Origin of the sequence: Streptomyces sp. NBC_00057 (assembly GCF_045041165.1) — a bacterium.
GTDB lineage: Bacteria > Actinomycetota > Actinomycetes > Streptomycetales > Streptomycetaceae > Streptomyces.
This window is the reverse complement of the sequence record NZ_CP108256.1, coordinates 3,033,445-3,054,464: the sequence shown is the minus strand read 5'-3', so window position 1 is coordinate 3,054,464 and position 21,020 is coordinate 3,033,445. Positions and strand designations below refer to the sequence as shown.

The 21,020-nt window shown below is 70.4% G+C and carries 21 protein-coding genes; 10 read left to right on the top strand and 11 right to left on the bottom strand.

Translation table 11 applies throughout. The annotated features are described in order from the left end of the window. Nucleotides 1-54 precede the first annotated feature (54 nt). The 5 genes from OG953_RS14010 to mce form a co-directional block, all read right to left on the bottom strand. Nucleotides 55-834, bottom strand: a complete 780-nt coding sequence (locus OG953_RS14010) for an ABC transporter permease subunit (RefSeq protein WP_405684505.1) — start codon at nt 832-834, stop codon at nt 55-57. A 5-nt stretch (nt 835-839) separates the two neighbouring features. Beyond that, nucleotides 840-1,874 (bottom strand): ABC transporter ATP-binding protein, encoded by a 1,035-nt coding sequence (locus tag OG953_RS14005; protein ID WP_405684504.1) that lies wholly within the window; start codon nt 1,872-1,874, stop codon nt 840-842. Between the two features lie 288 nt (nt 1,875-2,162). Then, the gene (locus tag OG953_RS14000; RefSeq protein WP_093898549.1) at nt 2,163-3,101 is read right to left on the bottom strand and encodes a cellulose-binding protein; all 939 of its coding nucleotides are present in this window, start codon (nt 3,099-3,101) and stop codon (nt 2,163-2,165) included. A 184-nt stretch (nt 3,102-3,285) separates the two neighbouring features. Then, nucleotides 3,286-7,149, bottom strand: coding sequence for a polarized growth protein Scy (gene scy, locus OG953_RS13995; RefSeq protein ID WP_405684503.1), 3,864 nt, complete (start codon nt 7,147-7,149; stop codon nt 3,286-3,288). Between the two features lie 164 nt (nt 7,150-7,313). Continuing rightward, nucleotides 7,314-7,742: a methylmalonyl-CoA epimerase gene (mce, locus tag OG953_RS13990; protein ID WP_398254450.1), complete on the bottom strand. Its 429-nt coding sequence runs from the start codon at nt 7,740-7,742 to the stop codon at nt 7,314-7,316. A gap of 135 nt (nt 7,743-7,877) precedes the next feature. On the opposite strand from mce, the gene OG953_RS13985 reads away from it, so the two are divergent. The 3 genes from OG953_RS13985 (at nt 7,878) to OG953_RS13975 (ending at nt 10,938) form a co-directional block, all read left to right on the top strand. Further along, a complete protein-coding gene (locus tag OG953_RS13985; protein WP_405684502.1) occupies nt 7,878-9,077 on the top strand; it encodes an acetyl-CoA C-acetyltransferase in 1,200 nt (399 codons plus the stop codon). A 62-nt stretch (nt 9,078-9,139) separates the two neighbouring features. After that, nucleotides 9,140-10,096: a methylmalonyl Co-A mutase-associated GTPase MeaB gene (gene meaB / locus OG953_RS13980; protein ID WP_383968152.1), complete on the top strand. Its 957-nt coding sequence runs from the start codon at nt 9,140-9,142 to the stop codon at nt 10,094-10,096. Between the two features lie 104 nt (nt 10,097-10,200). Next, nucleotides 10,201-10,938 carry a hypothetical protein gene (locus tag OG953_RS13975; RefSeq protein ID WP_405684501.1) on the top strand — a complete coding sequence of 246 codons (738 nt, stop codon included), beginning with the start codon at nt 10,201-10,203 and terminating at the stop codon, nt 10,936-10,938. A 21-nt stretch (nt 10,939-10,959) separates the two neighbouring features. Here OG953_RS13975 and OG953_RS13970 read toward each other — a convergent pair whose 3' ends face one another. After that, complete coding sequence (locus OG953_RS13970; RefSeq protein ID WP_405684500.1) at nt 10,960-11,574, bottom strand: PepSY domain-containing protein; 615 nt, start codon at nt 11,572-11,574, stop codon at nt 10,960-10,962. Nucleotides 11,575-11,693: 119 nt separating this feature from the next. Here OG953_RS13970 and OG953_RS13965 point away from each other — a divergent pair, with 119 nt between their 5' ends. After that, nucleotides 11,694-12,356, top strand: coding sequence for a response regulator transcription factor (locus OG953_RS13965; RefSeq protein WP_405684498.1), 663 nt, complete (start codon nt 11,694-11,696; stop codon nt 12,354-12,356). Further along, nucleotides 12,353-13,807 (top strand): ATP-binding protein, encoded by a 1,455-nt coding sequence (locus OG953_RS13960; RefSeq protein WP_405684497.1) that lies wholly within the window; start codon nt 12,353-12,355, stop codon nt 13,805-13,807. Before OG953_RS13965 ends, OG953_RS13960 begins: the two co-directional genes overlap by 4 nt. Nucleotides 13,808-13,828: 21 nt before the next feature. On the opposite strand, the gene OG953_RS13955 is transcribed toward OG953_RS13960, so the two are convergent. From OG953_RS13955 to OG953_RS13940, 4 genes are all read right to left on the bottom strand, one after another. Then, on the bottom strand, nt 13,829-14,305 hold the full coding sequence (locus OG953_RS13955) for a MarR family winged helix-turn-helix transcriptional regulator (protein WP_405684496.1): 477 nt from the start codon (nt 14,303-14,305) through the stop codon (nt 13,829-13,831). Nucleotides 14,306-14,431: 126 nt separating this feature from the next. Further along, complete coding sequence (locus tag OG953_RS13950) at nt 14,432-15,196, bottom strand: AIM24 family protein (protein WP_405684494.1); 765 nt, start codon at nt 15,194-15,196, stop codon at nt 14,432-14,434. Next, nucleotides 15,193-15,843 carry an AIM24 family protein gene (locus OG953_RS13945; RefSeq protein ID WP_405684493.1) on the bottom strand — a complete coding sequence of 217 codons (651 nt, stop codon included), beginning with the start codon at nt 15,841-15,843 and terminating at the stop codon, nt 15,193-15,195. The genes OG953_RS13950 and OG953_RS13945 overlap by 4 nt, the downstream gene beginning before the upstream one ends. Continuing rightward, nucleotides 15,843-16,475 (bottom strand): AIM24 family protein, encoded by a 633-nt coding sequence (locus OG953_RS13940; protein WP_405691813.1) that lies wholly within the window; start codon nt 16,473-16,475, stop codon nt 15,843-15,845. The genes OG953_RS13945 and OG953_RS13940 overlap by 1 nt, the downstream gene beginning before the upstream one ends. A gap of 279 nt (nt 16,476-16,754) precedes the next feature. On the opposite strand from OG953_RS13940, the gene OG953_RS13935 reads away from it, so the two are divergent. Both OG953_RS13935 and OG953_RS13930 read left to right on the top strand, forming a co-directional pair. Then, nucleotides 16,755-17,105, top strand: coding sequence for a DUF3817 domain-containing protein (locus OG953_RS13935; RefSeq protein ID WP_405684491.1), 351 nt, complete (start codon nt 16,755-16,757; stop codon nt 17,103-17,105). Further along, nucleotides 17,102-17,395, top strand: coding sequence for an MTH1187 family thiamine-binding protein (locus tag OG953_RS13930; RefSeq protein ID WP_383307035.1), 294 nt, complete (start codon nt 17,102-17,104; stop codon nt 17,393-17,395). Before OG953_RS13935 ends, OG953_RS13930 begins: the two co-directional genes overlap by 4 nt. Before the next feature lie 53 nt (nt 17,396-17,448). Here the strand turns inward: OG953_RS13930 and OG953_RS13925 are convergent, their stop codons facing one another. Continuing rightward, nucleotides 17,449-18,447, bottom strand: coding sequence for a DUF5937 family protein (locus OG953_RS13925; RefSeq protein WP_405684490.1), 999 nt, complete (start codon nt 18,445-18,447; stop codon nt 17,449-17,451). A 74-nt stretch (nt 18,448-18,521) separates the two neighbouring features. Between OG953_RS13925 and OG953_RS13920 the strand changes: the two genes are divergently transcribed. The 3 genes from OG953_RS13920 to OG953_RS13910 all read left to right on the top strand — a co-directional run bounded on the left by OG953_RS13920 (nt 18,522) and on the right by OG953_RS13910 (nt 20,920). Beyond that, nucleotides 18,522-20,003 carry an MFS transporter gene (locus OG953_RS13920; RefSeq protein ID WP_405684489.1) on the top strand — a complete coding sequence of 494 codons (1,482 nt, stop codon included), beginning with the start codon at nt 18,522-18,524 and terminating at the stop codon, nt 20,001-20,003. A gap of 10 nt (nt 20,004-20,013) precedes the next feature. Next, entirely contained in the window at nt 20,014-20,523 is a 510-nt protein-coding gene (locus OG953_RS13915; RefSeq protein WP_114249309.1) for a MarR family winged helix-turn-helix transcriptional regulator, read from the top strand. 64 nt (nt 20,524-20,587) lie between these two features. Next, nucleotides 20,588-20,920 (top strand): DUF3817 domain-containing protein, encoded by a 333-nt coding sequence (locus tag OG953_RS13910; protein WP_405684487.1) that lies wholly within the window; start codon nt 20,588-20,590, stop codon nt 20,918-20,920. The last annotated feature ends 100 nt before the right edge of the window (nt 20,921-21,020 follow it).

Below are 21,020 nucleotides of genomic sequence, written 5' to 3'. Positions count from 1 at the left end.
CCGGGCCGGCCGGGTCTTGCGTCCGCCCACCGGCCATTGGGTCCCGCCCACCGGTCATGCGTCCCGCTTCTTCAGTACGAGATAGCCGCCGACCAGCGCGGCCGCCACCCATGCGACCAGAATGCCGAGCCCGCCCCACGGCCCGTACGGAGCAGGGTTGCTGTTCATGGCGTCCGGAACAACCTGCATGATCTTGGATCCGGCCTGGTCGGGGAAGTAGCGGGCGACCTTCTTCGCGCCCGGGACCGCCGACAGGATCTGGGAGACCAGGAAGAAGAACGGCATCAGGATGCCGAGCGACAGCATGGAGCTGCGCAGCATCGTCGCCACACCCATGGAGAAGATCCCGATCAGGCCCATGTAGATGCCGCCGCCGACCACCGCGCGCAGGACATTGTCCGCACCGATGTCCGTGTGGTGGTCGCCGAGGAGGGACTGCCCGAGGAAGAACGAGACGAAGCTGGTGGCGATGCCGACCACCAGGGCCAGCACACCGGCCACCGCGACCTTGCTGAAGAGGAACGAACCGCGCTGGGGCACGGCCGCCAGCGAGGTGCGGATCATGCCCGAGCTGTACTCCGTACCGACCACCAGCACACCGAATACGACCATGGCCAGCTGGCCGAGGACCATGCCGGAGAAGCTGATGAGGGTCGGGTCGAAGGTGGCCCTCTCGGCCGCGGGGAGGTCGTCGAACTGGGCGTTCATCAGGGCGCAGAGCGCCGCGCTCATCGCGACGGTGACGACGAACGCGGAGATCAGGGTCCAGACGGTCGACGAAACCGTACGGATCTTGGTCCACTCGGAGGTCAGGACCGCGGGTACCGATGCCATCGTCGTCACGCCCCCTTGCCGGTGCCGGAGGTGCCGGGTACGCCCGGCGTGCCGTTCCCGGCCGTGCCGGCGGCGGTCCGCTGGTTCCACCCGTCACCCCAGCGCGGGCCCACGGGCTGCGGTGCCTGACCGAGCTCCGAGTGTGCGTGGTACTCCACGGAGTCCGCCGTCATCTGCATGAACGCTTCCTCCAGGGAGGCCCGCTGGGAGCTCAGTTCGTGCAGCACGATCTGATGCCGGGCGGCGAGCTCTCCCAGCGCCTCGGTGGTGGTGCCGTCGATCTCCAGCGTGCCGCTGCCCGCCTCGACCACGATCAGGCCCTCCTCGTGCAGCACATCGCGCAGCCGCTCCTGCTGCGGGGAGCGCAGACGTACATAACTGCGGGAGTTCTGGTGGATGAAGTCGGCCATCGAGGTGTCGGCGAGCAGCCGGCCCTGGCCGATCACGATCAAATGGTCCGCGGTGAGGGCCATTTCGCTCATCAGATGCGACGAGACGAAGATCGTCCGGCCTTCCGCGGCGAGCGCCTTCATCAGATTGCGGATCCAGTGAATTCCCTCGGGGTCGAGACCGTTGACGGGCTCGTCGAAGAGCAGCACCTGCGGGTCGCCGAGCAGCGCCGCCGCGATGCCGAGCCGCTGGCCCATACCGAGGGAGAAGCCCTTCGACTTCTTCCTCGCCACCGCGCTCAGACCGACGGTGTCCAGCACCTCCGCGACCCGGCTCTCCGGGATGCGATTGCTCTGAGCGAGACATAGCAGATTGTTGTACGCGCTGCGCCCGCCGTGCATCGACTTCGCGTCGAGCAGCGCCCCGATGTACTTGAGAGGTTCTTCCAGGTCCCGGTAATGCTTGCCGTCGATGCGCACCGAACCGCTGGTCGGGTTGTCGAGATCGAGCATCATCCGCATCGTCGTGGATTTGCCCGCACCGTTGGGGCCCAGAAAGCCCGTCACCATTCCAGGTCTGACGCGGCACGAAAGCCGGTCGACGGCAACCTTGTTGCCGAAGCGCTTGGTGAGACCATCAAGCTCGATCATGCGTTCACGCTAGAACGGCCGCGCGCCCGGCGCCACCACAAGGGCGGAACCGGGCGCGCAAGGAGGGTGCTGAAGATCTTGGCTGGATCAGGGAGCGGCGTCTGGTGCGTGCAGCCGCAAGGCGCCGAAGCGTCCTCGGATGGGGTCTCCCCTGCTCGAACGAAGTTGAGAGCTTGGGGAAGGAGCTATCAGGTCGCTTCGGCAACGCCGCAGATGTGCATGCCAGGCGTCGCGAGCCCAGCCAAGATCTTCAGTGTCCTCCTGGGGTACAGCTGCGGTACCGCGGGGTCAACGGGTCTGCTGAGCCGGGACGCCGCGGGTGACCGGCTCGTCGTCGGCGGGCGAGCCGGCGGCGGCCACCGCGGCACCGGTCAGCGTCGCCAGCATCTCGCGGACGTTGGTCAGCTGAGCGTTGATCGAGTCGCGGCGGTTGGTGAGCGCCGCCAGCTCGCGCTCCGACTCGCTGCGGATCCGGTCGGCCTTCGCGTTCGCGTCGGCCACGATGTCCTCGGACTGGCGCTGCGCGGTCTCCACCGTCTGACGGGCCCGGCGCTCGGCGTCCGTACGGAGCTTCTCGGCCTCCAGGCGGAGCTGCTCGGCGCGGTGCTCGATCTCGGCGAGGCGCTTCTCGGCCTTGGCCTGACGGGACGCGAGGTCGCGCTCCGACTGGTCGCGGCGCTTGGCGAGGTTGGTCTCGAAGTCCGCGGCGGCCTGGGCGGCCTTGGCGCGGGTCTCCTCGAAGAGGGCGTCCGCCTCCTCGCGCTTCTGAGCGGCGTCCTTCTGGGCCTCCGTACGCAGCGAACCGGCCTCACCCTTGGCCTTCTCGACGATACGAACGCCCTCGTCCTCGGCCTTCGCCTTGCGCTCGGCGGCGAACGACTCGGCGTCGTTGCGTACCTGCTGGGCGGCCGACTCGGCGAGTTCACGGTGCTGCTCGGCGGCGCGACGGGCCTCCTCTCGCAGGTCCTTCGCCTCCTCCTCGGCCAGGCGGAGAATCTTCTCCACGCGCGCGCCGAGACCGGCGTACGACGGCTCCGCGTCATTCACCTGGGCCTGGGCGTTCTGCGTTTCGAGGTGGAGCTCCTCGATGCGCTTTTCCAGAGACGTGATGCGGGCGAGAGCACTATCACGGTCGGCGACGAGCTTTGTAATGCGGTCATCCACCTGACCGCGGTCGTATCCACGTCGCACGAGCTCGAAGCCGAAGGGGGAGGAAGGGTCGCTCATGAGGTTCCTGTCGAATGAGACCGGTGAGGTGTTAGAGGGAATCCTAGGGGCCCGAGCGGCGTGTCATCGAGTGGATGCCCGTTTGATCTGGAGAATGACACCCCTTTTGGGTGGCTGACCCCCGCAACTCTTGCCACTCGGAGGGTTGAACGTCCTTGACGAAGCACGGGAGATGACAGGGCGACTACCCCTCGGACGACTTGCCACTCGATCGAGTGCCCGCTGAGGCACCGGCTTTGACGCCACCGGCGGAGCCGCCACCCGCGCCCTTGCCGCCGCCCGTCGGAGACTCGAACGACTCCAATGCCTCCAGCACGTCCTGGACACGGGAGATCTCGGTGTTGATGTCCTCACGCCGGCGCACCAACAGATCGAGCTCGCGCTTGCCCTCGTCCACCGTACGCTTCGCCTCGACCTCGGCGTCGGCCCGCAGCTTCTCGGCCTCACGGATCAGTGTGGCCTTCTTCTGCTCGGCTTCCTTCAGCAGCGCCTCGGCCCGCTTCACCGCCGCGATCCGGACCTTGCTCGCCTCCGAATTGGCGTCCGCCAGAAGCTCCTTGGCCTTGGCCGCCGCCTCGTCGCGCTGCTCGGTCGCCGCCTTCATCAGGTTGTCGACGCGCTCGCCCGCCGTCTTCATCTGCTCGGAGGTCTCCCGCCGGGCCCGGTCGTGCAGCTCCTCGATCTCGCTCTCGATCCGGGTCCTGAGCTCCTCGGCACGCTCCCGGATGGCCGTGGCGTCCCGGCGCGCGCCGACCAGCAGCTCGTCCGCGTCCGTACGGGCGCGCTCCACCAGGGAGTTGCCCTCGACGGTCGCCTCCGAGGTGATCCGCACAGCTTCCTTGCGGGCCACGCCGACCATCGTGTCGGCCTGCTCCTCGGCCTCGGTGGCGGCGCGCAATGCCTCCTCCTGGGCCTTGTTGATGAGCTGGTCCGCCTGTTCGGCGGCATCGGCACGGCGCTTTGCCGCGGCCTCCCGCGCCTCGTCGAGCAGCCGGTCGGCCTCCTGACGGGCCTCGGCACGCATCTGCTCGGCCGCCGCCTCCGCTTCGGCGTGTACCCGCTCCGACTCCTCGCGGGTGCGGGCCGCGTGCTCCTGGGCGGAGCCGACGATGGCCACCGCCTCCGCACGCAGCCGCTCGGCCTCGTCCGTGGCCTCGCCCGTCACCCGGGCCGCCTGCTGCGTCGCCCGGTCGACCAGCCGGGTCGCCTGCTGTGTAGCCTCCTCGACGAGCTGGGTGGCCTGTTGCGTCGACTCCGTACGGATCCGCTCGGCCTCGCTCGTCGCCTCGCCCACCAGCCGGTCGGCCTGGGTCGCGGCATCGGAACGCATCCGGTTGGCGTCCTCGCGGGCCTCGGCCCGGCTGCGAGCCGCGTCCTGCTCGGCCGAGGCCAGCGCGTCGGAGGCCTCGGTACGCATCCGCTGGCTGTACTCCGCGGTGTCCGCGCGCAGCCGCTCCGACTCGGCGATCGCATCGGAGACGGTCCGCTCGGCCATCGCCTTCGCGGCCTCGGACTCCTCCTGCGCCTCCCGGCGGAACCGGGCCGCGTCCTCGCCGGCCCGCTCCCGCTCCGCGTACGCATCGGAACGGACCCGGTCCGCCTCCTCCTGCGCCTCGGACTTCGTCCGCTCCGCGACATGCTCGGCGGTGGAGCGCAGCCCGGCGATCTCCGCCTCGGCCTGCTCCTGCAGTCCGCTGACCGAATCCCGTACCTGCTGGGCTGTCTGCTCGGCCGCGGAGACCAGCTCGGTCGCCCGGCTGTCCGCCTCCTCGACCAGACGCTGCGCCTCGGCCTGCGCCTGCCCGACCCGCTTGCGGGCGGATGCGAGAAGCTCCTCGCTCTGCTCGCGGGCCCGCTCGCGCTCCTGGTTCGCCTCGGTGCGCGCCGCGTCGAGGGTCTCCTCGGCCTCCCGGCGGCGCCGGTTCGCCTCCTCCTGCGCGGCGGCCAGCGCCTCGGCGGCCTCCGTGCCCACCCGCTCCGCGGCGGCAGCGGCCTCGGAACGCACCCGGTCGGCGCTCTCCTGCGCCTCGGACTTGAGCCGCTCCGCCTCGGCGGCCGCCTCGCTGCGCAGCCGTACGGCGGTGGACTCGCCCTCCGCACGCGCCTTCGACGCATCCGCCGCGGCCTCGTCGCGCAGCCGCTCCGCCTCGGTCTCCGCCTGCGCCTGCAGCGCCCGCAGCCGCTCGGCGGCCTCCGCGCGCAGCCGCTCGGATTCCTCGTTCGTCTCACGCCGGATGCGCTCCGCCTCGGAGCGCGCGTCGTTAAGCGCCTGCTCGGCGGTGGTGACCCTGGTCTCGGCCTCGGTGTTCAGCCGGGTCAGCTCGTCGGCCGCCTCCGCCTGCCGGGCCGCGACCGCACGCTCGGTCTCCTCGCGCAGCTCCGCCGCCGCCTGCTCGGCCGCGGTGGTGGTGGACCGGGCCTGCTCCTCGGACTCGGTACGCAGCTGTTCGGCCTCGGCGTGGGCGCGCTCCAGGGCCTCCTCGGCCTGCTTGCGCAGCGCGGTGGCGCGCTCGGCCGCTTCGGTACGGACCCGCTCGCTCTCCGTGCCCGCGGTGCTGCGCAGCTCCTCCGCATCCGCCTTCGCCTTGGACAGCAGCTCCTCGGCGGTCTTCGCGCCCTCCTCGATCTGCTGGACGGCCTCGCGGCGGGCCTCGCCACGGATCCGCTCGCCCTCGGCGACCGCCTCGGAACGCAGCTGCTCGGCCTCGCCGCGCAGCCTGCGCGCCTCCTCCTGCAGCTCGACCGTCTTGGCCCGGTACTCCTTGGTGTCGTCCTTGGCCGCGCCCTTGAGCTGATCGGCCTGCTCGGCGGCCTCGCCGCGCAGCCGGTCCGCCTCGGCCTCCGCCTCGCGGCGGATCCGGTCGGCCTCCTCGCTCGCCGCCCCGGTGGTGGACTTCGCGGCCTCGGATGCCTTGGTCAGCACCTCCTCGGCGGTCCTGGCGGCCTTGGCGAGCTGGGCAGCGGTGTCCTCGGCGGCCGCCGTGCGGGCCTTCTCGGTCGCCTCGGACTTCAGCCGGTCCGCCTCGGCGCGGGCATCGGCGAGCGCCTGCTCGGCCTCCGCCTTGAGCGACTCGGCGTCCTTGGTGGCCTCGCCAACCAGCCGGGCGATCTCCGACTTGGCCGTACGGGTGCGCTGCTCGTTCTGCGACTCGGCGGCGGCCAGCCGCTTGACGGCGGCTTCCTTCGCCTCGTTGGTGACCTTCTCGGCCGCCAGGCGGGCCTCACGCAGCTGGGTCTCGGCCTCCTGCATGCGCTGCTCGGCGGCCCGGTTCAGCTCGGCGGTCTGCTGCCGGGTCTGCTGGGTCTCGGCCGTCGTCGAGGTACGCAGCTGCTCGGCGTGGCTGGTGGCCTCCTGCGCCTGGCTGGAGGCGGCGTTCAGCAGCCGCTCGGCGTCCTTGCGGGCGCGCAGCAGGATCGCCTCGGCCTCGGTACGGGCAGACTCCGCCTCGGAGCCGAGCCGCTGCCGGGTCTCGTCCGCCAGCCGGCCCGCCTCGGCGCGCGCGGCCGCCAGGGACTGCTCGGCCTCGGTCCTGGACTCCTCCAGCAGCCGGCGCGCCTGGGACTCGGTCCTGGCCCTGAGCTGCTCGGCCCAGGCGACGTTCTCGTTGACATGGGACTCGACGGTCTGACGGCGCTCGGCCAGCTCCTGGTCGAGCTGCTGGCGCCGCTGCACGGCCTCGTTGTGCAGCTCGGCCTGGAGCCGCGCCTGGTGCTCGGCATGCTCCTGCAGGATCCGCTGCGTCTGCGCACGGGCGTCACGGAGCTCACGCTCGGCGTCGGTCCGCAGCTGCTCGGCCTGGATCTGGGCATTACGGAGCAGCTGCTCGGCCTGGTAGCCGATGTCCGCGCTGTCGTATGCGGGACGGGTCGCGAGATTGCGCCGAGCCTCGTGCAGCTTGGCGCGCAAGACCTCGACCTGGTAACCGAGGTCCTCGGCGTGCTGGACGGCCTTCTCCCGGTCGGTCTTCAGCCGGTCCATCTTGGCTTCGAACCGCGAGAGGTGGTCGTCTTCAGCTCGGTGGCTCTCCTGGCGTTCGTAGCCCCGCACTGCGCGGTCCCATCCGTCCCCTGGTCGCAACTCTCCAACGAGTACCGTTCGCCGGTGAACGGTCCCCCGGGGAATGGTGACAGATCAACGGCTGGGGACGCGGCGCGGCCCCGGCCCGGCCCCGGCCCGGAACAGCCCACTCTACCGGGCCAGGTATCCGGAGGTCAGTGCTCCGCTGCGGACGTGACCAGTTCGGTGAGGACGCCGTGGCAGTCCTTGGGGTGCAGGAAGGTGATCCGGGATCCCATCGAACCTGTCCGGGGCTCGTCGTACAGCACCCTGATCCCCTTCTCCCGGATGTCCGCCGCGTCGGCGTCGACGTCCGCGGTGCCGAAGGCGATGTGGTGGACACCCTCCCCATTCTTTGCGAGCCACTTGCCCACGGCCGAGTCCTCGCGGGTCGGCTCCAGGAGCTGGAGGTAGGAAGCACCGCCGTCGGACGTATCGTTGATCTTGAGCATGGCCTCACGCACGCCCTGCTCCTCGTTGATCTCGGAGTGGAACACCTCGAATCCGTAGGTCGAGCGGTAGAACTCGACGGTCTTGTCGAGGTCGAAACAGGCGATCCCGATGTGGTCGATTCGCGTCAGCATGCAACCAGTGCAGCGCTACACAGATGGTTACGCAACGTGCGCGCGATCACACCCGCTGCCGGATGACGGGTGAGGTACCGCTCAGTACATTCATGTAAACCCTCGTTCACTCCTAATCCCAAGGGGCTGCGCCTCATGTCAGGAACGACCGGTACCACCTCAGTGATCGTCGCGGGCGCGCGTACGCCCATGGGCCGCCTCCTCGGCTCGCTGAAGAGCTTCTCCGGAGCCGATCTCGGCGGCTTCGCCATCAAGGCCGCGCTGGACCGGGCCGGTATCGGCGGCGACCAGGTCGAGTACGTGATCATGGGCCAGGTCCTGCAGGCCGGTGCGGGCCAGATGCCGGCCCGCCAGGCCGCGGTCAAGGCGGGCATCCCGATGAACGTTCCCGCGCTCACCGTCAACAAGGTGTGTCTGTCCGGGCTCGACGCGATCGCGCTCGCCGACCAGCTGATCCGTGCCGGTGAGTTCGACGTCGTCGTCGCCGGTGGCCAGGAGTCCATGACGAACGCCCCGCACCTGCTCCCGAGGTCCCGCGAGGGCTACAAGTACGGCGCGATCGAGATGCTCGACTCGATGGCGTACGACGGTCTGACCGACGCCTACGAGAACATCCCGATGGGTGAGTCCACCGAGAAGCACAACACCCGCCTCGGCCTGAACCGCGCCGAGCAGGACGAGATCGGCGCCCTCTCCCACCAGCGCGCCGCCGCCGCCCAGAAGAACGGCATCTTCGAGGCCGAGATCACCCCGGTCGAGATCCCGCAGCGCAAGGGCGACCCGGTCCTCTTCTCCAAGGACGAGGGCATCCGTCCGGAGACGACCGCGGAGTCCCTCGGCAAGCTGCGCCCGGCCTTCACCAAGGACGGCACGATCACCGCGGGCACCTCGTCGCAGATCTCCGACGGCGCCGCCGCGGTCGTCGTCATGAGCAAGACCAAGGCCGAGGAACTGGGCCTGGACTGGATTGCCGAGATCGGCGCCCACGGCAATGTGGCGGGCCCGGACAACTCGCTCCAGTCGCAGCCGTCCAACGCCATCAAGCACGCCCTGAAGAAGGACGGCCTGGAGGTCGCGGACCTCGACCTCATCGAGATCAACGAGGCGTTCGCCGCGGTCGCCGCCCAGTCGATGAAGGACCTCGGCGTCACCCCTGAAAAGGTGAACGTCAACGGCGGTGCCATCGCGCTGGGTCACCCGATCGGCATGTCCGGCGCCCGTGTGGTGCTGCACCTGGCGCTGGAGCTGAAGCGGCGCGGCGGCGGCACCGGTGCGGCGGCGCTGTGCGGCGGCGGCGGCCAGGGCGACGCGCTGATCATCCGCGTCCCCAAGTAGGAACGGCCCGGTCAGGCCGTACGTAGTACACGTAGAGCACGCAGCGAGTGAACGGAGCGGTGATGGTGGACGTCCCCACCCTGGTCGAGCAGGCCCGTGCGGGCCGGCCGCGGGCCGTGGCCCGGCTCATCTCCCTGGTGGAGGGGGCGTCGCCGCAGTTGCGCGAGGTGATGGCGGCCCTGGCGCCGCTGACGGGCAACGCGTACGTCGTCGGCCTGACCGGCTCACCCGGTGTCGGCAAATCGACATCGACGTCGGCGCTGGTCTCGGCGTACCGGCGGGCGGGCAAGCGGGTCGGTGTCCTGGCCGTCGACCCGTCCTCCCCGTTCTCCGGCGGCGCGCTCCTCGGCGACCGGGTCCGGATGTCGGAGCACGCCTCCGACCCGGGCGTCTACATCCGCTCCATGGCCACCCGCGGACATCTGGGCGGCCTCGCCTGGTCGGCACCGCAGGCGATCCGGGTGCTGGACGCTGCGGGCTGCGAAGTGATCCTGGTGGAGACGGTCGGCGTCGGCCAGTCGGAGGTGGAGATCGCCTCCCAGGCCGACACCTCCGTCGTCCTGCTGGCGCCCGGCATGGGCGACGGCATCCAGGCGGCGAAGGCCGGAATCCTGGAGATCGGCGATGTGTACGTCGTCAACAAGGCCGACCGGGACGGCGCGGACGCCACCGCGCGCGAGCTCAACCACATGCTGGGCCTCGGCGAGTCCCGCGGTCCCGGCGACTGGCGGCCGCCGATCGTGAAGACGGTCGCCGCCCGGGGCGAGGGCATCGACGAGGTCGTCGAGGCGCTGGAGAAGCACCGGGCGTGGATGGAGGAGCACGGCGTGCTCGCCGAGCGGCGCATGGCCCGTGCGGCCCGCGAGGTCGAGACGATCGCCGTCACGCGGCTGCGTGAGCGCATCGGCGATCTGCACGGCGACCGCCACATCGGCGCGCTCGCCGAGCGCATCGTGGCGGGGAGCCTCGACCCGTACGCGGCGGCGGACGAGCTCGTGGCAGGACTCACCGGGGCCTGACCCGGCCGGACGGGTCAGGGGGGCGGCGTGCGGGCCGCTCCCCGACCCGTCCGCGGGCCGACGGTGCGGAGAAGTGGCGGGAGCCGCTGCCCGACGGCACCCGGGTGGCCGACTCCGTCCAGTCGGGCGGAGTTCTGTACTACGTCACGAGGGCCACCGGCACGGGTGCGGACCGGATCCTTGCCCACCAACTCACCGGCAAGCACTCCCGCAAGTGGGACAAGCCGTGGGACGACCCGGCCCCCGAAGCCGAACTGCTCCTCGCCGAGGGCCGGCTCGTCGCGGTCGGCGACGGCGTCACCATCCTGAAGAGCGGCGACGGCACCCGGCTGGGAGACATCGGGGCCGGTGACATCACCTGTCGAACGCCCGTCCTGAAGGGCAAGGAACTCCTCTGCCCGGGCTCGGACGGCCTGACGGTCGTCGATGTGACGGCCCCGCGGAACCGACGGTCGATCGCCGCCGGCGTGGACATCGTCTACCGGCCCGCCGTGTCACGTGACGGCAAGGTCGTGGTGAGCAGCCGGACACGGGTGTACGCGTTCGGCCTGGCCGACGGGAGGCAGTACTGGGCGACGTACGACGGTGGCGAGGGGCTGGATGTCGCGGGCCGGTTGGCCGTGGCCGGTGACAATGCCGTTGTCGTGGGCGGGTACGGGATCAACGCGTTCGCCATGGCTTCCACAGGGGAGGCGGACGACACGGGCTCGCGCCTGCCCACTGAGTGGCCCGTAGAGCCAGGAGACCCGCTCGACCCGGCGTCGATCTCGTTCGTCGGTAGGGGCGACGCGGTGTTCCTGAGCTTCGGCGACGGGACGGTCATCTCCGTCTACGCGCCCTGACGGTCCGCCGGGAAGGCGCCGTCAGTCGTCAGCGCCGTCGTCCCCGTGGCGGTCGTCGTCGCCGTCGTCCGACCGGTCCACCGTCACCTTGCCCGTGCTCGCGTCGACGTTCAGCTCGTGCTGCTTGCCGTCCTTGCCCCGGACGTCGACCTCCCAGTGCAGTGCCCCGCCGCTCCGGCCGTCGCTGTCGTCCAGTTCGATCGACGTCACGGTCCCGGGCGTCGCCTTGAGTGCGGCGTCGACCGCCGCGTCCAGCGAGACGGGGGCAGAACTGGGCGCATGCCGGTCGCGATCGTCGTCGTCGTTGTCGTCGGAGACGTGCTTCCCGAGCACCTTGCCGTTGCCCGCGTCCACCGTCACGTCGTGCCACTTCTTGTCGGAGCCGTACACATCGAGCTCCCAGACCGGCCCGCCGTCCTCGTCCTCCAGCTCGGCCTCGGTGACCGTGCCCGGAACGGACCCGACGGCGGCCGCGGCCGCGGCCCCGACGCCGACACGGGCGGTGCTGCCGCTTGCCGCGCTGCTCGTGGTGTCGCGGTCGTGGCTGTCGTCGTCCGCGAAGGCGACGGCCGTGGCGGCTCCGCCGCCGACGAGCACGGCCGCGGTGACGGCGGCGATGGCGATCTTGCGCTTCATGAGGGTTCCTCCCTGATCGGGTGGCCGGTTTCGACAAGGTCCACACTGCCCGGGTGATGCTGAACGCAGCCTGAAGCCACCTGAAGCCGTCTTCAGGTTCCGTTTGCGACCCTGTGTGTATGCGCCTGTTGATCGTGGAGGACGAGAAGCGGCTGGCGATGTCCCTGGCCGGGGGACTCACCGCCGAGGGCTTCGCCGTGGATGTCGTGCACGACGGTCTCGAAGGGCTGCACCGGGCCGTCGAGGGGGCGTACGACCTCGTCGTCCTCGACATCATGCTGCCCGGGATGAACGGCTACCGGGTCTGTGCCGCCCTGCGCGCCGCCGGCCAGGAGATGCCGATCCTGATGCTGACGGCGAAGGACGGGGAGTACGACGAGGCGGAGGGCCTCGACACCGGGGCCGACGACTACCTGACCAAGCCCTTCTCGTACGTCGTGCTGGTGGCCAGGATCCGGGCGCTGCTGCGGCGCCGGAGCGGCGGCTCCGGCTCGCCGGTGGTCACCGTCGGCTCCCTGCGCATGGACACCGCCGCTCGTCGGGTGTACCTCGGTCCGGCCGAAATCACCCTCACCGCCAAGGAGTTCTCGGTGCTGGAACAGCTTGCGCTGCGGTCCGGGCAGGTGGTGAGCAAGGCGGACATCCTGGAACACGTCTGGGACTTCGCCTACGACGGCGACCCGAACATCGTCGAGGTGTACGTCAGCGCGCTGCGGCGCAAGCTCGGCGCGGCCGCCATCCGTACGGTGCGCGGCGCCGGATACCGGCTGGAGGCGCTGTGAGATCGGTACGGGCCAGGGCCGCACTCGGTGCCACGGTCGTGGTCGCGGTCGCACTGGTCGGCGCAGGGCTCGCCGTACTCCTCGTCCTGCGCGCCAACCTCACCGACCAGGCGGGGCTGCAGGCCGAGGTGGTGGCCCGTGAGGCGGCCGGGCAGCTGGCCCTCGATGTGCCGTACGACCGGCTGGAGATGCGGGAGGAGGAGGATCACCCGGTCCAGGTGACCGACGAGGACGGGCGCGTGGTGGCCGTCTCCAAGGACCTGCAGGCGATCTCCGGCACCGGCACGGATCAGGTCACGCCGGCCCCGTCACCGGCCGCGGGAAGCTCCACCGGGTCCGGCGACGACGGAAGCGACGACGGCTACGGCGACGACAACGGCGGTCACAGCATCCCCGGCCGCGGTGAAGTCGACTCCGACGAACCGGACTTCACCAACGGCACCGCCACCGTCGACGGAGAAACGGCCGACTACCGCTTCGCGTCCGTACAGGCCACCACCTCCGCCGGGGTGACCCTGACCGTCCACGCGGGCGCCCCGCTGGCCGCCGAGCAGGAGGCCGTGGGCACGGTGCGCGGGGCGATGCTGATCGGGCTGCCGGTGCTGCTGCTCGTCGTCGCCGGGGTCACCTGGCTGGTGACCCGGCGGGCGCTGCGCCCGGTCGAGGGAATCCGGCGCGAGATGGCCGCGATCACCGCGTCCGAGGACTTGAGCCGACGGGTGCCGGAGCCCGGCTCGCGCGACGAGATCGCCCGGCTGGCCCGTACGACCAATGAGACGCTCACCGCTCTGGAGGCCTCCGTCGACCGGCAGCGGCGCTTCGTCGCGGACGCCTCGCACGAACTGCGCAGCCCGATCGCCTCCCTGCGCACCCAGCTGGAGGTGGGCGCCGCGCATCCGGAGCTGCTGGACGTGCCGGGCGCCGTCGCCGACACCGTACGGCTGCAGGCGCTGGCGGCCGATCTGCTGCTGCTGGCCCGGCTGGACGCGGGTGAGCGGCCGGGCCGTACGACGCTGGACCTGGGCGCGCTGGTCCATGAGGAGGTCTCGCAGCGCACCGGCGACCGGATTCCGGTGGCGGTGTCCGTACCGGACTCCGGTGCGTTCGAAGTGGCCGGTTCGCGTGGGCAGTTGGCCCGGGTGATCGGCAATCTGCTGGACAACGCCGAGCGTCATGCGGAGCGCACGGTGGCGGTCTCGCTGCGTGCGGAGCGGGGCGGCGTGGTCGTCGCGGTCACCGACGACGGGGCGGGGGTGCCACCGGACGAGCGCGAGCGGATCTTCGAACGTTTCGTACGCCTCGACGACGCCCGTACGCGGGACGAGGGAGGCGCCGGTCTCGGCCTCGCCATCGCCCGTGACGTCGCAGCCCGGCACGGCGGCCGGCTGACGGTGGACGGTGCGCCTCAGGGCGGCGCGCGGTTCGAGCTGTGGCTGCCGAGCGCCGGTTGAACACCGCCCCCGACCCGCAGGTCACACCTTGCCGCGGCGCCCCCGCAGATGATCCGCGACCGGTGTCAGTGCCGCGTGCAGGTCCGTCAGTGCCTCCGGCGTCAACAGGTCCATGAAGTGCTTGCGCACCGACGCCACGTGGTGCGGCGCCACCTTCCGCATCGTCTCCGCACCCTCATCGGTGAGGACCGCGAACAGTCCGCGCCGGTCCGACTCGCAGTTCTCCCTGCGGACCAGTCCCGCGCTCTCCATGCGGGTGATCTGGTGCGAGAGCCTGCTCTTGGACTGCAGCGTCGCGGCGGCGAGGTCGCTCATCCGCAAGCGCTGGTCGTCCGACTCCGAGAGGTTGACCAGGATCTCGTAGTCGTTGTTGGTCAGACCGAACGGCTGGAGGTCCTTCTCCAACTGGTGCATCAGCAGCCTGCTGACGTCCAGGTGGGTGCGCCAGGCGCACTGCTCCGCGTCGTTCAGCCAGCGAGTGGCCGTCTCGGTCTCCATGTATGGATTCTACCTAAGAAGTTGAAAGCCGGACGAAGGTGGGGGAGTGTGACGCCCGGCACTTGCCCGGAGACGGGCTCGGGTGCGGGGTGCAGACGTTCGACGTCACACTCCGCAGACTACCGTTCACAAACCGAAGCGGCGTTGGAGGTCCCCGAGCTGACCGGGCAGACGGGGTGCGGAGCCATGTTGACCCGCACCACCCGGCACCCCGGCCTGCGCCGGCGTCGCCCCCGTCGGCTGCTCGGGCATCAGGATCTCGGTCGACTGCAGCAGCACCGTACCCGCCCCGACGAACTCGAACTGGTGCTCCTCGCCCGACGTCCCGCCGATCCCGGTCAGCGACCTGAGCCCGCCCATCACGCCCGTCATATAGCCGTGGTCGTAGTGGTGGCACGGCGAGGGGCAGTCCGCCCAGCCCACCAGTGCCTGCGGATCGACCCGCAGCGGCGGCTCCATGAAGACCACCGGACCGTTGGACGCGGCCACGAACTTTCCCGTACCGATCAGTGTCAGAAAGCCCGGCACGATGGACTGCTTGAGTGCCAGGGTCGGCTGGTACGCGAGGAGGTTGCCGGACCGGATCGTCAGATTCCCGTCCTCCAGGTCGTACGAGTTCACGTCGAAGGCGCGGTCGGCGAGGAGCATCTTGCCGCTGCCTTCGGCCACCACCCAGTCGCTCGCGTGCAGCGGCGAGTGGAAGCTCGTACGGATCAGCCGATCGAAGCGGCCGTGGCCGATGCCGTTGAACTCGATCCGCCCGTAATAGGCGATCATCTTGCCCCTCTGCAGGAACCACTGGCTCCCCTTGAGCTCCACGCAGAAGGTGTACGAGTTGACGTTGTCGTCCGACGGCAGCGTCATCGGGTCGAAGACCACGGGCGTGCTCACAGCTTCTCCTCCGAGGCCTGGACGTACACCGCGCCACTGCCGCTCAGCTCCAGCTGGAACGCCTCGCCGGAGCCGCGCCCCACCATGTCGCGCCAGCCGAGCGCGGTGGAGAGCTTGTTGCGTACGTCGCCGTGGTGGGCGACGTACGCCTGCGGGTCCACATGCACCTCGCGGCCCGGGGTGATCGGCAGCTCGATCATCCCGCCGTGGGCCATCACCGCGACCGCGCCATGACCCTTGAGGGTGGTGGTGAACAGGCCCTGCCCGGTCACCTGGCCGCGCACCATGCCCATCACTCCGCCCTGCGAGCCCATGAACATCGTGCCCTGCTGCAGCGTCCCGTCGAAGGCGAGCAGCCGGTCGGCCTCCACGTACAGGGTGTCGCCGGACAGGTTGATCACCTGGATGTGATGGCCTCCGTGGCCGAACAACACCGTGCCGCTGCCCTCTACCGTCATCAGCGGCGTCGCCTCATTGGCCACCCGGCGGCCGATCATCGACATCACGCCCCCCTGGCCGCCCTGGATGTTCGGCGTGAACGACACCTCGCCGCGATAGGCGAGCATCGCGCCGCGCTGGCTGTACATCTTCTGGCCGGGGAGCACCGTCGCCTCGACCATCTTCGAGTTGATCTCCCGGAACGGCATCAGACATCGCCCCCGATGGTGTTCCGCTCGCTCGGCTGCACGTAGACGAGTCCTTCGCCCTCGAAGCGGATCTGGAAGGACTCGCCCGAGCCCTCGCCCATCAGCGTCCGGAAGTTCACCCCGGACTGGAAGTGCTGTTGCAGATTGCCCTGATGTGCGATGTAGGCGCCGGGGTCGACGAACAGCGGGTACTGGGCCGAGACCCGCAGCGCCACGGCCGAACCGTCCGACGTGATCGCCACCTGCCCGGTGCCCTCGACGGTGGTGGTGAACAGGCCGTTGCCCGTCGCCCCGCCGCGCAGGCCGGTGAAGGTGGTTCCGGTGCGCAGCCCGGCGTCGGTGCAGAGCAGATTGCTCGCCTCGACACACAGCTTGTCGCCGTGCAGCGAGACGAGGCTGATCTCGCTCGCGCGGTCGGCGAAGTAGCAGGTGCCCTGCCCGGTCACCTCCATCACGGTCATCTGCTCGCCGGTCAGCCGGCGGGTCACCATGCCGCGCAGGCCGTCGCCGCCGCCGGTCATCTTCTTGAACGTCATCCGGCCGTCGTACGCGACCATCGAGCCGTTCTTCGCCCTGACGGCGTCGCCGGCCAGGTCGACGGCGAGCGTTCTGCTGCCTTGGAGTCGGAACATTGCCACGGAGCGACGGTATCGGCCCGGCCCCGGCCGGGACAGGGCCCTGGGGAGGAAGCGGCATCCTGAACCACCCCTGATGCGCATCCGGTACGGGGCCCGTACGCAATCGGGACGTATCCCGTACGGGGCGACGACGGAACGGATTGGGGCCAGGCGGCGGCACGTGACCGGACACATACGGCCCCGGCGCCGAGCGCCGCCCGTGCCGATGCCACAATGGGTGCGCTTGTGCCTGTATTCACAAGCTGTCACGATCCTCCCACCGAAGGTGCCCTTGTGGACATCAAGACCGCTACCGCCCTGCACCGGCTGCGCCTCATCTCGATTCCCGAGGCGCTCTCCTTCCCGGCGCTGATCATCTTTGGCTCGATCCTCAGCCGGGTCTCGGACATCGACTTCCTGATGATGCCGCTCGGCATCATCCACGGTGTGCTCTTCGTGATCTACGCCGTCCTGCTGCTCGACGTCTGGTCCAAGACCAAGTGGCCGCTGAAGCGTGTCGCGTTCTTCTTCCTGCTCGCGCTGGTGCCGTTCGGCGGGCTGTACGGCGACAAGGTGCTCAAGCGCTACGAGGCCGACGACGTCATTGCCGCCCGTGCCCGCCGGGAAGGCGTGGTCAGCGCGTGATCGTCGCGTTCTCGGTCAGTCCGCTGGGCGTCGGTGAGGACGTCGGCGAGTACGTCGCCGACGCCGTCCGGGTCGTCCGCGAGTCCGGGCTGCCCAACCGCACGGACGCCATGTTCACCTCCATCGAGGGTGAGTGGGACCAGGTCATGGACGTCGTCAAGCGGGCCGTCGCCGCCGTCGAGGCCCGCGCCGGACGTGTCTCCCTCGTGCTGAAGGCCGACATCCGCCCCGGTGTCACCGACGGGCTGACCTCCAAGGTCGAGACGGTCGAGCGGTACCTCGCGGACTGACGTCCCTGCGCTCCCCGGAGACCCCTCTCGCCGCAAGGCGAGGGGGGTCTCCGTCACCCGGAGTGCGTCTCGGGCTCCACCGCCAGCGCGATCCCGAGCGGCGTCCGCTCGTACAGCACCTGGTGCCCGTACCGCCGCGAGGTCAGCAGCCCGGCCGCCCGCAGTACGGACAGATGCTCCGACACGGAGGACGGCGCGAGGCCGAGCCGGTGGGCGAGGGCGCTCGTCCCCGCCGGTTCGTCGAGCGTGCACAGGATGTCGGCCCGCGCCCGCCCGAGCAGCCGCGCGAGCGTCTGCGGCGTACGGTCGGCGGGTTCCGTCCACAGACCACCGATCCCGCGCGCCGGATAGATCACCGCGGGCTGGTAGGGCGGCTCGTACCCGCTGACCACGTCCGGCCAGGCGAAGACGCTCGGCATCAGGACGAGACCCTGCCCGCCGAGCACCCGGGAGTGGCGGCCCCGCATCCCGACGAGCGTGAGCGTCGAGTCCGCCCAGCTCAGCTGGGGACTCAACTCACCGAGCAGCCGCGAGAAGCCGACCGCGGCGAGCCGGCGCGAGTGGTACGCGATGTCCGCCTCGAGCAACGCGCGCAACCGCGGCCAGTCCGGCTCGACCAGGACCCGCCACGCCTGTTCCAGAAGCGCGGACAGCTCCCGCTGCGCGCGGGCGGGGTCGTCGAGCATCGCCCGTCCGGCGGGGGAGTCCAGTCCCCCCGGCACACAGGCGAGCGTCAGCGTCAGATCCTCACGGACGAGCTCGGGGTCCATGGCGCGTACCCCGGCGATCTCCTCCTCGAACGAGGCGTACGGCCCGAGCGGTGGCGGGGAAAGAAAGTCCGGATTGTGTCCGCTCTCCGGCATCAGCGACCACAGCGGCCCGAGGTCGAGCCCGGCGGCGGCGCTCCGGATGCGCCGCAGCCACGGCTCGTGGTAGCCGTGGTTCCCGGGGCGCAGGAGGGTGCGGACCGCCTGTTGCGTCTCCCAGAGCGGGGAGAGGGCGAACCTGCAGCGCAGCAGATCGCTCTCGTCGAAATGCAGACGGAACGGCATCGGCGCGCCTCGCGGAGATTCGGTGTCAGCCGAAAGTCTATCGAGTACGGGCCGTGTTCCTCCACGCTGCGTCCATGCCGAGCAACAGCCCCGCACCGGCGGGCAGTCCACGCGACACGGCGAACCCCCCGAGCGGCCCGACGAGCTCCTCACCCCAGAACCCGTCAGCCGCATGCCGCGCCGCGAACGTCCGCCCCGCAGGAGCGGCGCCGTCCCCGGGCTCGTCCCCGGAGCGCGCCGACCCCATTGACCCGAACCCGTCACCCGCGCCCCGGGCTCCGGCCTCCGTCCCGGACCCCGGCACCCCCCGCGGCTACCGCGCCGTCTTCGCCGTACGGGAGTTCCGTGCCGTCTTCGCCGCACACCTGCTCTCCCTCCTCGGTGTCGTCGTCAGCGAGATCGCGCTCACCGTCCTCGTCTACGACCTCACCGGCTCGCCCCTGCTCAGCGCCCTCACCTTCGCGCTCGGTCTCCTCCCGTACCTCGTCGGCGGCACGCTCTTCGCCGGGGTTGCCGACCGCTACCCCGCCCGCCGGGTCCTCGTCATCTGCGATCTGATCTGCGCGGGCTGTGTCGCCGTCATGGTGCTGCCCGGCACCCCCGTCGGCGGGCTTCTCGCGCTGCGCTGCCTCGTCGCCTCCGTGTCGCCCGTCTTCACCGGGACGCGTATGGCCGCGCTCACCGACATCCTCGGCGATGGCGACCTCTATGTACTGGGCCGCTCCCTGCTGCGGATCGTGTCGCAGAGCGCGATGCTGATCGGCTTCGGCGTGGGCGGTGTGCTGCTCGCCGCGGTGTCCGCGCGCGGGGCGATCACCATCACCGTCGGGACCTTCCTCTGCTCGGCGGCGCTGCTCCGCTTCGGGACCCGGGACCGGCCCGCCCGGAGCGGCGGCGACGCAGGCGGCGCCCTGCTCAAGGACTCGCTCGCCGGAGCCCGTACCGTCCTCGCCGACCGCAGGATCCGCGCCCTGCTGCTGCTCTTCTGGCTGCCGGCGATGTTCGTCGTGGCACCGGAGGCGCTCGCCGCACCGTATGCGGACGAGATCGGTGTCGGCCCGGCCGCGCTCGGACTGCTGATGTGCGCGATGCCGGTCGGCCACATCGGCGCCGAGCTGTACGTGGGCGCGGTGCTCGCCCCGCGCCTGCGCTCCAGGATCGTGCTGCCGGTCGCCGCCGCCGGGCTGCTGCCCCTCCTGCTGTACGGGTTCCGTCCCGGCATGGTCCTGAGTGCCGTCGCGCTCGCGCTGGCCGGGGCGGGGGCGGCGTACGTCATCGGTCTCGACCAGTGGTTCGTGGACGCCGTCCCGGAGCAGTTGCGGGGCCGGGCCATGACCCTGCTCACCGCCGGGCTGATGACGATCCAGGGCGTCGGCATGGCCCTCGCCGGGCTCGCCGCCGAATTTCTCCCCGTACATCAGGTGGTCGCCGGGGCGGCCGTGATCGGTACGGTGTGCACGCTCGTCCTCGTCCGCGAGGTCAGGAGCACGGAACCCGCTCACGGTCCTCGGACCGAAGTTCGAGACGGGGCTGACCGGCATATGACCAGTGGGTAAGGTCGATGCCGTGCCGAAGCCGCTCAGTCTCCCCTTCGATCCCATCGCCCGCGCCGACGAACTCTGGCAGCAGCGCTGGGGCCCGGTGCCCTCGATGGGGGCGATCACCTCGATCATGCGCGCGCAGCAGATCCTGCTCGCCGAGGTCGACGCGGTCGTCAAACCGTACGGCCTGACCTTCGCACGGTACGAGGCGCTGGTGCTGCTCACCTTCTCCAAGGCCGGTGAGCTGCCGATGTCCAAGATCGGTGAGCGGCTCATGGTCCACCCCACCTCCGTCACGAACACGGTGGACCGGCTGGTGCGCTCCGGCCTGGTCGCCAAGCGCCCCAACCCGAACGACGGCCGCGGAACCCTCGCCTCCATCACCGACAAGGGCCGCGAGGTCGTCGAGGCCGCGACCAAGGACCTGGTCGACATGGAGTTCGGGCTCGGGGTGTACGACGCCGAGGAGTGCGCGGAGATCTTCGCCATGCTGCGGCCGTTGCGGATCGCGGCCAAGGATTTCGAAGAGGCATAGGACAACATTTCGAGGGCCCGGCCCGCTGCAAGATCGCCCCGGGCGTCCGGTTACGCTCGATTCCATGAAACGCAGTGTGCTGACCCGGTACCGGGTGATGGCCTACGTCACCGCAGTCATGTTGCTGGTGCTCTGCACCTGCATGATCTTCAAGTACGGCTTCCACATGGGCAAGGATCTGACGCTCGTCGTCTCCCAGATCCATGGCGTGCTCTACATCATCTACCTCGTCTTCGCCTTCGACCTGGGCTCCAAGGCGAAGTGGCCGGTGGGCAAGCTGCTCTGGGTGCTGATCTCCGGCACCATCCCGACGGCCGCGTTCTTCGTCGAGCGCAAGGTCGTCCGCGAGGTCGAGCCGCTGGTCGCCGACGGTTCTCCCGTCACCGTCAAGGCCTGAGCCACCCGGGCGAGCCCGGCCCACCCCGCAGCACCCGAACCGCCCCGTGCAAAGCGCCGGGCGGTTTGCCATCGACATTTACTAGGACGTCCTAGTAAAT